Genomic DNA, 12,423 nt, shown 5'->3' on the forward strand with positions numbered 1-12,423 from the left:
TCATGGGGCAATCCTGGCGGGCGGCATCTGCAAGCGCCCGAGCGCCGTCCGCATCGGCTCGGGCAACGGAGTGGGACGGCGCTGCGCGCGGTCGACGAACACATGGACGAACCAGCCTTCGGCAGCCGGCTCGACATCGCCTTCGCGGAACAGCGCGATCTCGTAGCGCACGCTGCTGCGACCCAGATGCGCCACGCGCAGCGCTGCGTCCACCGCATCCGGAAACGCCAGCGCCTTCAAGTAGCGGCAATGCGATTCGGCGCAAAAGCCGATCGTGTCGCCGTGGTGAATATCCAGGCCGCCCTCGCGGATCAGCCAAGTGTTGATCACCGTATCGAAGAAGCTGTAGTAGTCGATGTTGTTGACGTGGCCGTAGACGTCGTTGTCCTTCCAGCGCGTGCCGATTCGCTGGCAATAGGCGTACTGCTCGCGGCGCGTCGGCAGCGATGCGGGCGGCGGTGGCGAGGTGGCGGTATCGGTCACGGGACTCCTGGCGGCCAAGGGCGCGTCAGCGATAGGTGATCAGCTGCTTGTGGCGCTCGCCTTCGAAGTACGAGTGCTCGTTGAACGTCGACAGATACAAGCCGCGCTCGCTGTACAACACCTTGGTCAGCGAGGCGTTGGCGACGATACGGTTGATGCGCGCGGCATCGCGCTGCGGCACGCGCAGCAGGTCGGCCGTGACCACGGCCACCGGCCCGCCGGACGTGAACACCAGCGCGTTCTGCGACGGCGCCATCGATGCGGCCAGCGTGCGCAGCGCCGTGCTGACGCGGGCATTGAACGCTGGCCAGCTTTCGGCGTAGTCGGCGTCGTGGTCGCCGCCGATCCAGCGTTCGGTGGCGCGTTCGAACATCGTCTGGAACGCACGGCGCGGATCGGGCTCGTGCGCGAAGTGCGCCAGCCGCGTCGCCGGGTCACTGAGCCTCGGGTCGAAGCGCGCGATCATCTCGTCGTGGTCGTATTCCTTCCAGCCCGGCTGCTCGTCCCATACCGCGGGCAGGTCCATCGCGGTCAGGCAGGCCTCGGCCGTCTGGCGGTGGCGTCGCATCGGGCCGCTGATCACGCGGTCGACGCGCAAGCCGCGCTGCTTGAGTGCGGCACCCAGGCGCGTCGCCTGCTCCACGCCGAGCGCGGACAGCGCGTCGTATTCGGCTGCACCGAACGAGGCTTGGCCGTGGCGCACCAGATAGATCGCGCCCATCAGGCCATCCTCGACACCACCGACAGCGGCAGCCGCTTGATCAGAAAGCCCATCAGCGTCCACGGCCAAGCCGGCACGTAGGCCTCGTCGGGCTCGCGCTCGATCGCGCGCACCAACGCGCGGCAGCCGGTCACGGTGTCGACCATGAACGGGGTGTTCTTGACCTTGGCGTTGATCTCGCTGCGGATGTAGCCCGGATACACGGTCGATACCTTGATCGGGCTGCGACTCTTCAGCAGATCGGCGCGCAAGCCTTCCGACAGCGAGGCCAGCGCCGCCTTGGTCGCCGCATAGGTGGTCATGGCGCGCGGCATGCCGCGTAGCGCGCTCATCGACGAGATCGTCACCAGATGGCCGGCCCCCTGGTCGCGGAAGATCTCCATCGCCGCTTCGACCTGGGCCAGTGCAGCGACGAAGTTGGTCTGGGCGGTCTGCAGGTTGGCATTGAAGTGGCCAGTGCCCAGCGACGCCCCCTTGCCCATGCCGGCATTGACGACGACGCGGTCGAGCGTGCCGAACTCTTCGCGGAACTCGCGGAACACCGCGAACACTTGCGCATGGTCGTTGACGTCGAGCGCGCGCACGCTGACGTGGATGTGCGGGTAATGCGCCAGCAACTCGTCGCGCAGCGCGATCAACCGGTCGGTGCGTCGTGCGCACAACGCCAGATTGCGGCCTTGCTCGGCCCACAGGCGGGCCATGCCCTCGCCCAGTCCGGAGCTGGCGCCGGTGATCAGGATATTGCGTCGCGACATCGAGGCGGCCTCGGCCTGCTTGGGGGCGCCAAGGTTATGCCTTTTGCCGCAATGCGACACGCCCCGCAGCTTGCCGCGCGCGCAAGCCGCCGCGCCATGTAAAATTCGCGCCCCGCCGCTGACGCCGCCGCCCTGGTCGGGCCGCGCTGCGCTGCGCACCCCGATTCGACCGCGCCTTGGCGCGTCTCGCACCGTCCACTTTCAGTCCAGATGAGGATTCCATGACCACCCCGCGTACCCAGAAAGGCGGCCTTCAAGTCGCAACCGTTCTGAGCGACCTCATCGAGCAGCGCATCTTGCCCGGCACCGGCATCGAACCGGCGGCGTTCTGGGCCGGCTTCGAGCAGATCACCAGCACCTTCGCGCCGCGCAACCGCGAACTGCTCGCCAAGCGCGACGCGATCCAGGCGCAGATCGATGCCTGGCACCGCAAGCAGGGCGGCCAGCACGACGCAGCGGCCTACAAGCAGTTCCTCGGCGAGATCGGCTACCTGCTGCCCGAGCCGGCCGACTTCAAGGTGACCACGGCCAACGTCGACCCGGAAATCGCCGAGCAGTGTGGCCCGCAGCTGGTCGTGCCGGTGATGAATGCGCGCTACGCGCTCAACGCCGCCAACGCGCGCTGGGGTTCGCTGTATGACGCGTTGTACGGCACTGACGCGATCCCGGAAACCGACGGCGCGGTCAAGGGCCCCGGCTACAACGAAGTGCGCGGCGCCAAGGTGATCGCCTGGGCCAAGCGCTTTCTGGACACGGCGGCGCCGCTGGCCAGCGGCAGCCATAAGGACGTCACCGGGTACGCGGTCGAAGGCGGCCAGCTGGTCGTCAGCCTCGGCGCCACCAAGACCGGCCTGAAGGCGCCGGCGCAGTTCGTCGGCTTCAGCGGCGATGCCGCCAAGCCCACCGGCGTGCTGCTGAAGAACAATGGCCTGCACGTCGAGATCGAAATCGACCCGCGCCATGTGATCGGTGCCACCGACCCGGCCGGCGTCAAGGACGTGCTGCTGGAATCGGCGATCACCACGATCCAGGACTGCGAAGACTCGGTGGCCGCCGTCGATGCGGTCGACAAGGTCGTCGCGTATTCCAACTGGCTGGGCCTGATCCAGGGCGACCTGGCTGAAGTGCTGCACAAGGGCGGCAAAACGATCACCCGTGCGCTGAACGCCGACCGCCAGTACACGGCCGCCGCCGGCGGCACGCTGACGCTGCCCGGCCGCAGCCTGCTGTTCGTCCGCAACGTCGGCCATCTGATGACCAACCCGGCCGTGATCCTGGCCGACGGCCATGAGATTCCGGAAGGCATCCTCGACGGCATCGTCACCGTGCTGATTTCCTCGCACGACGTCGCCGGCCGCACGCGCTACCGCAACAGCAAGACCGGCAGCATCTACATCGTCAAGCCGAAGATGCACGGGCCGGAAGAAGTGCAGTTCGCCTGCGACTTGTTCGCCGCGATCGAAGACCTGGTCCGCCTGCCGCGCAACACGATCAAGATCGGCATCATGGACGAGGAGCGTCGCACCACGGTCAACCTCAAGGCGTGCATCAAGGTCGCCGCCGAGCGCGTCGTGTTCATCAACACCGGCTTCCTGGACCGCACCGGCGACGAGCTGCACACGTCGATGGAAGCCGGCCCGATGGTGCGCAAGGCGGCGATGAAGCAGCAGCCGTGGATCGCCGCCTATGAGGACTGGAACGTCGACATCGGTCTGGCCTGCGGCCTGGCCGGCCGCGCGCAGATCGGCAAGGGCATGTGGGCGATGCCAGACCTGATGGCCGGCATGCTCGAACAGAAGATCGCGCATCCGAAGTCGGGCGCGACCACCGCGTGGACGCCGTCGCCGACGGCCGCCACGTTGCACGCGACGCACTACCACCAGGTCAACGTGTTCGAGCGCCAGAAGGAGATCGCCACGCGCGCCCGCGCCAGCCTCGACGCGATCCTGACGATCCCGCTGCTCGGCACGCAGAAGCTCAGTGCCGAAGAGATCCAGCAGGAACTCGACAACAACGCCCAGGGCATCCTCGGCTACGTCGTGCGCTGGATCGACCAGGGCGTCGGCTGCTCCAAGGTGCCGGACATCAGCAACGTCGGCCTGATGGAAGACCGCGCGACGCTGCGCATCTCCAGCCAGCACATCGCCAACTGGCTGCGTCATGGCCTGACCAGCGTCGAGCAGGTGACCGAGACGCTGAAGCGGATGGCCGCGATCGTCGACCAGCAGAACGCCGGCGACCCGGGCTACAAGCCGATGGCGCCGGGCTTTGACGGCGTGGCGTTCCAGGCCGCCTGCGACCTGGTGTTCAAGGGTTGCGAGCAGCCCAACGGCTATACCGAGCCGTTGCTGCACCAGCGCCGTCAGGAAGCCAAGGCCAAGTACGGCCTGCAGTAAGCCGCGAGTTCCTGCAGCGGCGCCAACGGCGCTGCTGCAGTCGCCGGACAAAACAAAGGCCGCGACAGCGGCCTTTGTTTTTGCAGCCGGCCTGGAATCAGGCGGCGGGCGCCGTCGCCAGCAGGTCCTTCAGCGGCTTGGTTTCATCGGCCAGCACGGCCGGGTCGACCTTGATGCGGTCGCCGACCAGCTTCTTGGCGACCATGAACTCCTGCGGACGGCTGACCGAATCCGCGGCCAGCAGCGCGCCGTCCTTCAGGTACAGCGCCAGGAAGTTGCGCGCGGCTGGCGAACCACGCAGCACCACGGTGTCATAGCCCTGGTTCAAGCCCACCATCTGCAGCTTCAAGTCGTACTGGTCGGACCAGAACCACGGCACCGCGTTATACGGCTTGAGCTGGCCGACCAGCAGCGCCGCCGCGCTGCGCGCCTGCTCGAGTGCACTCGGCACCGATTCGAGGCGGATGCGGCGGCCGGCATAGGCGCTCGGGTGGCTGCTGCAATCACCGATCGCGAGGATGTCCGGGTCCGAGGTGCGGCCGTATTCGTCAACGGCGATGCCGTTGTCAATCGCAAGCCCGGCCGCTTCGGCCAGCTCCACGTTCGGGATCAGGCCGATGCCGACGATGACCACGTCGGCCGGAATCTTCAGGCCGTCACCGGCCAGCACCGTCGTGATCTTGCCGGCGGCGTCGAACTCGAAGCCGGTCAGCGCGGTGTTGACCAGAATCTTGACACCGGCCTCGGTGTGCACGCGCGCGTAGAACTCCGACAGCTCCGGTGCCGTCACGCGCTGCAGCACGCGCGGCATCGCTTCGAGCACGGTGACGTCGATGCCCTTCTTGCGCGCCACGGCGGCGACTTCCAGGCCGATGTAGCCGCCGCCGATGATCACCAGGCGGTTGCCGGCGACGAACTGCTCGCGCAGCGCATCGACATGGCCGATCGTGCGCAGGTAATGAAGGTTCGGCGCTTGGTGAATGCGCTCGTCGGGCAGCGTCAGCAGCCGCGGGCGGCCGCCGGTGGCCAGCACCAGCTTGCCGTAGCCGAGCGTGCGGCCATCGGCCGTGGTCACGGTCTTGGCGACACGGTCGATCGCCGTGACGCGGGTGTTGGGCAGGCAGCGGATGTTGGCGTTGTCGTAGGTTGCCGGCGCTTTGACGTGCAGGCGCTCATGGCTGATCTCGCCGCTGAGAAAGGCCTTGGACAGCGGCGGACGCTGATACGGCAGATGCGGCTCGTCGCCGGCGATCGTGATGTCGCCAACGTACTGGTTGACGCGCAGCGCCACGGCCATTTCACCGGCCGCATGGCCGGCGCCGACGATCAGTACCGATTCGGAGGAGGCAGCCGGGCTGGCCTGTTCAGTCATGTCGTGCAATCTCGCGGCGGGTTGGGAAAGGAGCGCAAGATTACGCGCTCGTTACCCCGCGTCTCAAACCCGCAAAAGGACGATACCGGCGCCACGGTGCTGGCAAGCGGCCCCGGCGTAGACCCACAATCGCGGTTTGCCCGATGCAACGAGCCTGATGATGAGCGACCCCTGCCCCGCCCCGACGCCCTCACTATGGGACGGTCGCGCGCTCGAAACGCTGCTGCCGCTGGTGACCATCGGCCCCGACCGCTACGCCAGCACGGCGTCGGACGACAACTTCAACCGCCGCTTGTACGGCGGCCAGCTGCTCGGCCAGGCGCTGCTGGCCGCCGCCCAGACCGTGCCCGAAGGCCGTCGCGCCCACATGCTGCAAGCCTGCTTTTTGCGCGGCGCGGCGATCGACCAACCGTTGCGGTTCGACGTGCAACGGCTGCTCGACGGCGGCCGCTATTCGTCGCGCCATGTCCGCGTCACGCAAGCCGCGCACGCGGTGCTGGACGCGCAAGTGTCGTTTCAGGTGCCCAGCGACCCGCCGCAGCACCGCCGCACCGACGGGCCGGACGACGTGCCCGGCCCCGAGCAGCTGCGCGACATGGTCGACTTGGTCCGCGACGGCCAACACGGATTCGAGTTGCGGATGGTGCCGCTGGTCGAAAAGCACTGCGTCGAAATGCGCCCGGTCGACCCCGAGCGCTTCGTATTCCAGGCCGACGCTTCGGCGCGCCAGCGGTTCTGGCTGAGGCTGCGCGACGGCCTGCCCGAGGCGCCGGCACTGCACGATGCGGCGCTGGCCTATCTGTCGGACTTTCTGGTCACGTACTGCAGCTACAGCCCGTACACATCGATGGTCGACATGCGCGACTTCTACGTCGCCAGCCTGAACCACGGCCTGTGGTTCCACGAAAACCTGCGCTACGACGATTGGCTGCTATTCGACTGCCAGAGCCCGGCCACCGGCCACGGCCGCGGCTTTGCCGTCGTGCAGATCTACGACCGCCAGCGGCGCCTGGTGGCCACGGCCACGCAGCAATGCACGCTCGGCGAGCGACGCTGAGTCCCACGCTTCAGAACCGTAGCTCGCTCTGCGACGGGAGCATGGTTCGCTAGCGCAGCGCTGGCATCGATCGCGAAACGGTCGACGATCTATACATGAGGCATCCAATATGCATAGAAATAAGCCATGATCTATACATGTTGAACCGCCCGGCTGCGAAACCCGCCCCATGAGACTCTCATTCGCGCCACCGCCGTTGGAAAGCCTGGACCCAGCGCGGTTCGAAAGTGCGGCCATTCTGAAAAAGCTGGTCGCCGCTCACCGGCGGCTGGCGGAGTTCAAAGGCGTGGCGGCCTCCATGCCGAACCAGGGTGTGTTGATCAGCACGCTGAGCCTGCAGGAAGCCAAGGACAGCTCCGAGATCGAAAACATCGTGACCACGCACGATGAGTTGTTCCGCGAAGCGGCAGACATCGATGCCGTCAACGCAAGCCCGGCCGCCAAGGAAGTGGCGCTCTACAGCCACGCGCTGCGCGTCGGCTTTCAATCGGTGGCGGCAACCGGCCTGCTGACCGGCAATCACATTCTGGAGATTCAGGCGGCGCTCGAGAGAAACCGCCCCGGCTACAGAACGGTGCCGGGCACCACGCTCAAGGACCGAGGCACCGGTCGGGTGATCTATACCCCGCCGACGCCGGACCTGCTGCCGGGCCTGATGTCCGACCTCGAACACTTCATCAACGACGACGGCCGCTACGCAGCCGACCCGCTAGTGAAGATGGCGCTGATCCACCATCAGTTCGAGAGCATCCATCCGTTCAATGACGGCAACGGTCGTACCGGCCGCATCGTTAATGTGCTGTATCTGGTCAAGATGGGGCTGCTGGATATTCCCGTGCTGTATCTGAGTCGCGCCATCGTCGGAACCAAGGCTGACTACTACCGTCTGCTGCAAAGCGTGCGTGACACCGGCGACTGGGAAACCTGGGTGATGTATTTGCTTGATGCCGTCGAAAGCACCGCTGCCCAGGGCATCACGACGATCCAGGCCATCAAGGCACTGCTGCTGGACACCAAGCACCGCATCCGCAGCCAGCACCGCTTCTACAGCCAAGACCTGATCAACAACCTGTTATCGCATCCGTACACCAAAATCGAGTTTCTGATGCGCGACTTGAAGGTGTCCCGCATCACGGCCACGCGCTATCTGGATCTGTTGGCGGCCGATGGTTTCCTGCGCAAACGCAAGATCGGGCGCAGCAACTACTACATCAACGATCCGCTGTTCCGCATTCTGACCGGCGAGGCCGCTCCGGCAGGCGAACGCTGACGCTCGCGACCCGGAACGACGCCGAGCCCATCGACAGCTGAGCCACGCGCTTCAGAACCGTAGCTCGCTCTGCGGCTCGGCGACGGCATCCGGGTGGCCCGGATCGGTGAAGTTGCCGAGGCCGACTCCAACCAGTCGATAGCGGGTCTCGGGGTCCAGCTCGACGCGCTCACGCAGGTTCAGCGCGATATCGCGGAACGCGGCCAGTGTGTCGGGCGGCGTCGGTGGCGTGTGGCTGCGCGTCAGAATCCGGAAGTCGGCGGTCTTGAGCTTGAGCACAACGGTGCGACCGATCCGTGCGGTCTTGCGGGATGCCGCCCATGCCTTGTCGGCCAGCGCCTCGATATGCGGCGCCAGCTGCGACAGCGGCAGGTCCTCGCGAAACGTGTCTTCGGCCGACACCGACTGCGTGGGCCGATCGGGCTTGACCGTGCTGTGGTCGATGCCCTGCGACAGCTGGTGCAGCCGCGCGCCGTAACGGCCGAAGCGTTGCTCCAGCTCGGCCAAGGGCACCCGTTGCAGGTCACCACAAGTAGCGACGCCGATCGCCGCCAGCCGCTCGCCGGTGACCTTGCCGACACCTGGCAAGCGCGTCACCGGCAGCGTCGGCATGAATGCATCGACCTCTTCGGGGCGGATCACGAACAGACCGTCGGGCTTGTTCCAGTCCGACGCGATCTTGGCCAGGAACTTGTTCGGCGCGACGCCCGCCGATGCGGTCAGCGACAGCTCGGTGCGGATCTGTTCGCGGATGGCCTTGGCGACGCGGGTCGCGGTTGGCAGGCCGGTCTTGTTATCGGTGACGTCCAGATACGCCTCGTCGAGCGACAAGGGCTCGACCAGGTCGGTATGCCGCAGCATGATCTCGCGCACCGCGCGTGATACCGCACGATAGCGGTTGAAGTCGGGCGCGACGAACACCGCATCGGGGCATAGGCGCTCGGCGCGCACGGCCGGCATCGCCGAGCGGATGCCGTAGCGCCGCGCCTCATAGGAGGCCGCGCAGACCACCGATCGCTGACCGCGCCACGCAACAACCACGGGCCGACCGCGCAGCTGCGGGTCGTCGCGCTGTTCCACCGATGCGTAGAACGCATCCATGTCGACATGGATGATCTTGCGCACGGCGATGCCGCGTCGCTACGGCGCCTTGGCCGCCGCGCGCGCGGCGATTGCAGCGCGCTGGATGCCGATCGGCAGCGCGTCGATGCGCTGCATCTCGGGGCTGGCGAACAGCTGCGGATTGTCCAGCCAGGCCAGGAACAGCGGCGTCGCGTCGTTGCCCCAGAACACTTCACCACCGGCTACCAGGCTCGGCACACCGAACACCTGGGCGGCGATCGCACGGTCGTAGTGATCGCGCAACGTCTGCTTGACCTCGGCGCTGGCCAGCGCCGCGGCCGCGTCACGGACACCGAGCCGCTCGGCCAGCGGCAACAAGGCATCGACCGTGTCGGCGCCGTGGCCGTCGCGCCAGATCCAGTCAAAGATCGCGTCGATCGTGTCGAAGCCAGAGCCCGCCGCGACGCACAGCCGCAGCGCCGGCATCGGGTTGAACGGATGCGTCGGCGGAAAGCGCAGCGGCCGCCCAAGCTGCTGGCCCTGCCATGAGGCCATCCGATACGTGAAGCGGCGCTTGGCCGGCAGTTCAGCCGGGCCTATCGAGCCCAGGTGATCGAGCAGCGCGCCGAACAGGAACGGGCGCGGTGTGATCTGGACGCGGCCGTTCTCGTGCAAGGCACGCACCTGCGGCCATTGCAGGTAGGAAAACGGCGAGACGAAATCAAAGAACCAGTCGGCTTGCATGTCGCGCTCTCCATCGGAAAGCCGCGAGCATAGCCGCCGCTGCGGCCGGCCGACACATCCGTCGGCCGGCCCGGCGACTCAGTACAGCAGTCGCGTCTTCAGCGTGCCGGGGATCGCTGCCAGCTTGTCCTTCAGCGTCTCGGCCTGCTCCTCGTTGGCCGACACGTCGATGACCACGTAGCCGACTTCGCCGCTGGTCTGCAGGAACTGCGCGTCGATGTTGACCGCTTCGGCCGAGAACAGATTGTTGATCTGCATCAGCATGCCCGGCATGTTGCGGTGGATGTGCAGCAAGCGGCGACTGGTCGGATGCTCGGGCAGCGACACTTCGGGGAAGTTGACGGCCGACAGCGTCGAGCCGTTGTCGCTGTAGCGGATCAGCTTGGCCGCGACTTCAAGGCCGATGTTCTCCTGCGCTTCGAACGTGCTGCCGCCGACGTGCGGCGTCAGGATCACGTTCGGCAAGCCCTGCAGCGGCGATACGAAAGCCTCGTTGTTGCCCTTGGGCTCGACCGGGAATACGTCGACGGCAGCGCCACCGATCTGGCCGCTGCGGATCGCCTCGGCCAGCGCTTCGATGACAACGACAGTGCCACGCGCGGCATTGATGAACAGCGCGCCCGGCTTCATCGCCGCAAACTCGGCAGCGCCAATCATCCACTGCGTCTGCGGCGTTTCGGGCACGTGCAGCGTGACGATGTCGCTGCGCGCCAGCAGCTCACCGAGCGAGGCCACCGGCGTGGCATTGCCCAGCGCCAGCTGCGTTTCGATGTCGTAGAAGATCACGCGCATGCCCAGGCTTTCGGCCAGCACGCCGACCTGCGTGCCGATGTGGCCATAGCCGACGATGCCCAGCGTCTTGCCGCGCACTTCATAGCTGCCGACGGCCGACTTCGACCAGCCGCCGACATGACACTGGGCGCTCTTCTCGGGGATGCGGCGCATCAGCATGATCGCCTCGGCGATCACCAGCTCGGCCACGCTGCGCGTGTTCGAGTACGGCGCGTTGAACACCGGAATGCCGCGCGCCTGCGCTGCGTCGAGCGCGATCTGGTTGGTGCCGATGCAGAACGCACCAACGGCCATCAACCGCCGCGAGTTCTGGAAGATTTCCGGCGTCAGCTGGCTGCGCGAGCGGATGCCGACGATGTGCGCCGTGGCGACCGCAGCGGCCAACTCGGCTTCGGGCAGCGACTTTTCATGAAACTCGATGTTGCTGTAGCCGGCCGCGCGGAAGGTTTCCACGGCCGTGCGTGCCACGCCTTCGAGCAACAGCACCTTGATGTCCTGCTTGGGAAACGAGGTCTTTTTCACGATGCATCACCCGGGAGCCAAAATTGGGGGCGCGCACTATGCCAGAGGGGCCTGCCAGTGAACATGTTAGGCCGCCACTGCCGGACCGGCGCGCAGGCCATCGTCGGCCTGCGGAGTGCGGCGGCTGACCGTGTCGTGGATGAAACGCAGCTTGTCGATACTGGCCGGCGACAGCATGAACGGATAGCTGTCGGGCTGGCCCAGGCTGCGGCTGAGGCTGTTGAGCGCGTACGTCAGCGACAGCCAGTTGTCGATCATCTGGTCGAACGGCTGCGTACGCGACGCCTCGACGTTCGGCGGCGGTTGCAGCCTGGGCTCGTCGCGGCGCTTCGGTTGCAGTGCCAAGCCGCAGGCCGCTGCCGTTTCCAGCGAGTCGATCATATGCAGGTAATGCGCCCAGGTTTCAGCCCAGTCCTCCCAGGGATGCGAACTGGCATAGCTGCTGACGAAGCGCGTCTGCCAGTCGGCTGCGGGCCCCGCCTGGTAATGGCGCTGCAGCGCCGCCGCGTAATCGTCGCGCTCGTCACCAAACAGGGCGCGGAATGCGTCGAGCTTCGCCGCATCGTCCTTGATCAACTGGTCCCAGTAGTAATGGCCGACTTCATGACGGAAGTGACCCAGCAGCGTGCGATAAGGCTCATGCAGCGCCAGCCGCCGCTTCTCGCGTTCCAGATCATCGGCTTCGGCGGCGTTGATCGTGATCAGCCCGTTGTCGTGTCCGGTCAGCACCGGCGCATCGGCGACCAACTCGTCGCTGAGAAACTCGAATGCCAGGCCACGCACCGGGTCCTGTTGACGACTCTGCAACGGCAGCTTCAGTTCGATCAGGCTGTAGACCAAGCGCCGCTTGGCAGATTCGAGGCGCGCCCATTGTTCGAGCTTGCCCGGCAACTCCAAGTTGGGCAGCACTTGGGTCAGACGACACGACACACACAGCGTCTGCTCATCGTCGGCCGGCACGGCCCAGTTGCACACCTGATGCTGCGGGTAGTTGGCGCAGAGACGGTAACGACGGCCCTTGGAAGCCGGCGCCAGTGAGCGCCAGCGATCGTCGACTTCGGGCTCCAGCGCTGCCATCTCGCAGGTGTCCGGCAGAAACGCCAGCGCGTGGCCGCAGTGCGTGCAGTTCACGTTCTCGAAGAAGACCGTGTTCTGGCAATGCTGGCAGTGGAAGACTTTCATGGACTACCTTGTCGGGCCGCGTATCGCACGCGGCGGCGCCGCATAGCCTGACCGTGACCACTGGACT

At 66.4% G+C, this 12,423-nt stretch carries 11 protein-coding genes; 3 read left to right on the top strand and 8 right to left on the bottom strand.

Going from position 1 to position 12,423, the window contains the following annotated elements; genetic code table 11:
* Genes BUB09_RS01080 through BUB09_RS01090 form a run of 3 tightly spaced genes read right to left on the bottom strand, consistent with a single transcriptional unit; the run spans position 1 to position 1,959 of the window.
* Entirely contained in the window at positions 1–483 is a 483-nt protein-coding gene (locus tag BUB09_RS01080) for an acyl-CoA thioesterase (RefSeq protein WP_245793051.1), read from the bottom strand.
* A gap of 25 nt (positions 484–508) precedes the next feature.
* Positions 509–1,204, bottom strand: coding sequence for a histidine phosphatase family protein (locus BUB09_RS01085; protein WP_072892939.1), 696 nt, complete (start codon positions 1,202–1,204; stop codon positions 509–511).
* Positions 1,204–1,959 (bottom strand): SDR family oxidoreductase, encoded by a 756-nt coding sequence (locus BUB09_RS01090; RefSeq protein ID WP_072893965.1) that lies wholly within the window; start codon positions 1,957–1,959, stop codon positions 1,204–1,206. Before BUB09_RS01090 ends, BUB09_RS01085 begins: the two co-directional genes overlap by 1 nt.
* 221 nt (positions 1,960–2,180) lie before the next feature.
* On the opposite strand from BUB09_RS01090, the gene BUB09_RS01095 reads away from it, so the two are divergent.
* The gene (locus BUB09_RS01095; RefSeq protein ID WP_072892941.1) at positions 2,181–4,355 is read left to right on the top strand and encodes a malate synthase G; all 2,175 of its coding nucleotides are present in this window, start codon (positions 2,181–2,183) and stop codon (positions 4,353–4,355) included.
* Between the two features lie 97 nt (positions 4,356–4,452).
* Here BUB09_RS01095 and BUB09_RS01100 read toward each other — a convergent pair whose 3' ends face one another.
* Positions 4,453–5,727 carry an NAD(P)/FAD-dependent oxidoreductase gene (locus BUB09_RS01100; protein WP_072892943.1) on the bottom strand — a complete coding sequence of 425 codons (1,275 nt, stop codon included), beginning with the start codon at positions 5,725–5,727 and terminating at the stop codon, positions 4,453–4,455.
* A 160-nt stretch (positions 5,728–5,887) separates the two neighbouring features.
* On the opposite strand from BUB09_RS01100, the gene BUB09_RS01105 reads away from it, so the two are divergent.
* Together BUB09_RS01105 and BUB09_RS17365 are read left to right on the top strand one after the other, a co-directional pair.
* Entirely contained in the window at positions 5,888–6,784 is an 897-nt protein-coding gene (locus BUB09_RS01105) for an acyl-CoA thioesterase (RefSeq protein ID WP_175550075.1), read from the top strand.
* 169 nt (positions 6,785–6,953) lie between these two features.
* Positions 6,954–8,054: a Fic family protein gene (locus tag BUB09_RS17365; RefSeq protein ID WP_072892946.1), complete on the top strand. Its 1,101-nt coding sequence runs from the start codon at positions 6,954–6,956 to the stop codon at positions 8,052–8,054.
* A 51-nt stretch (positions 8,055–8,105) separates the two neighbouring features.
* Here the strand turns inward: BUB09_RS17365 and dinB are convergent, their stop codons facing one another.
* The 4 genes from dinB to BUB09_RS01130 all read right to left on the bottom strand — a co-directional run bounded on the left by dinB (position 8,106) and on the right by BUB09_RS01130 (position 12,356).
* A complete protein-coding gene (dinB, locus tag BUB09_RS01115; protein ID WP_072892949.1) occupies positions 8,106–9,179 on the bottom strand; it encodes a DNA polymerase IV in 1,074 nt (357 codons plus the stop codon).
* 15 nt (positions 9,180–9,194) lie between these two features.
* On the bottom strand, positions 9,195–9,860 hold the full coding sequence (locus tag BUB09_RS01120; protein WP_072892951.1) for a 2-hydroxychromene-2-carboxylate isomerase: 666 nt from the start codon (positions 9,858–9,860) through the stop codon (positions 9,195–9,197).
* A 78-nt stretch (positions 9,861–9,938) separates the two neighbouring features.
* Positions 9,939–11,174, bottom strand: a complete 1,236-nt coding sequence (serA, locus tag BUB09_RS01125; protein WP_072892954.1) for a phosphoglycerate dehydrogenase — start codon at positions 11,172–11,174, stop codon at positions 9,939–9,941.
* Between the two features lie 66 nt (positions 11,175–11,240).
* Positions 11,241–12,356, bottom strand: a complete 1,116-nt coding sequence (locus BUB09_RS01130) for a zinc-binding metallopeptidase family protein (RefSeq protein WP_072892957.1) — start codon at positions 12,354–12,356, stop codon at positions 11,241–11,243.
* Positions 12,357–12,423 lie beyond the last annotated feature (67 nt).

It is taken from the genome of Hydrocarboniphaga daqingensis (assembly GCF_900129825.1).
Classification (GTDB): Bacteria; Pseudomonadota; Gammaproteobacteria; order Nevskiales; family Nevskiaceae; genus Hydrocarboniphaga; species Hydrocarboniphaga daqingensis.

Bases quoted from the DNA above. Each gene is read 5' to 3' on its own strand.
- BUB09_RS01085 (WP_072892939.1), bottom strand. From the start codon at position 1,204: ATGGGCGCGATCTATCTGGTGCGCCACGGCCAAGCCTCGTTCGGTGCA.
- BUB09_RS01090 (WP_072893965.1), bottom strand. From the start codon at position 1,959: ATGTCGCGACGCAATATCCTGATCACCGGCGCCAGCTCCGGACTGGGC.
- BUB09_RS01095 (WP_072892941.1), top strand. From the start codon at position 2,181: ATGACCACCCCGCGTACCCAGAAAGGCGGCCTTCAAGTCGCAACCGTT.
- BUB09_RS01100 (WP_072892943.1), bottom strand. From the start codon at position 5,727: ATGACTGAACAGGCCAGCCCGGCTGCCTCCTCCGAATCGGTACTGATC.
- BUB09_RS01105 (WP_175550075.1), top strand. From the start codon at position 5,888: ATGAGCGACCCCTGCCCCGCCCCGACGCCCTCACTATGGGACGGTCGC.
- BUB09_RS17365 (WP_072892946.1), top strand. From the start codon at position 6,954: ATGAGACTCTCATTCGCGCCACCGCCGTTGGAAAGCCTGGACCCAGCG.
- BUB09_RS01120 (WP_072892951.1), bottom strand. From the start codon at position 9,860: ATGCAAGCCGACTGGTTCTTTGATTTCGTCTCGCCGTTTTCCTACCTG.
- BUB09_RS01130 (WP_072892957.1), bottom strand. From the start codon at position 12,356: ATGAAAGTCTTCCACTGCCAGCATTGCCAGAACACGGTCTTCTTCGAG.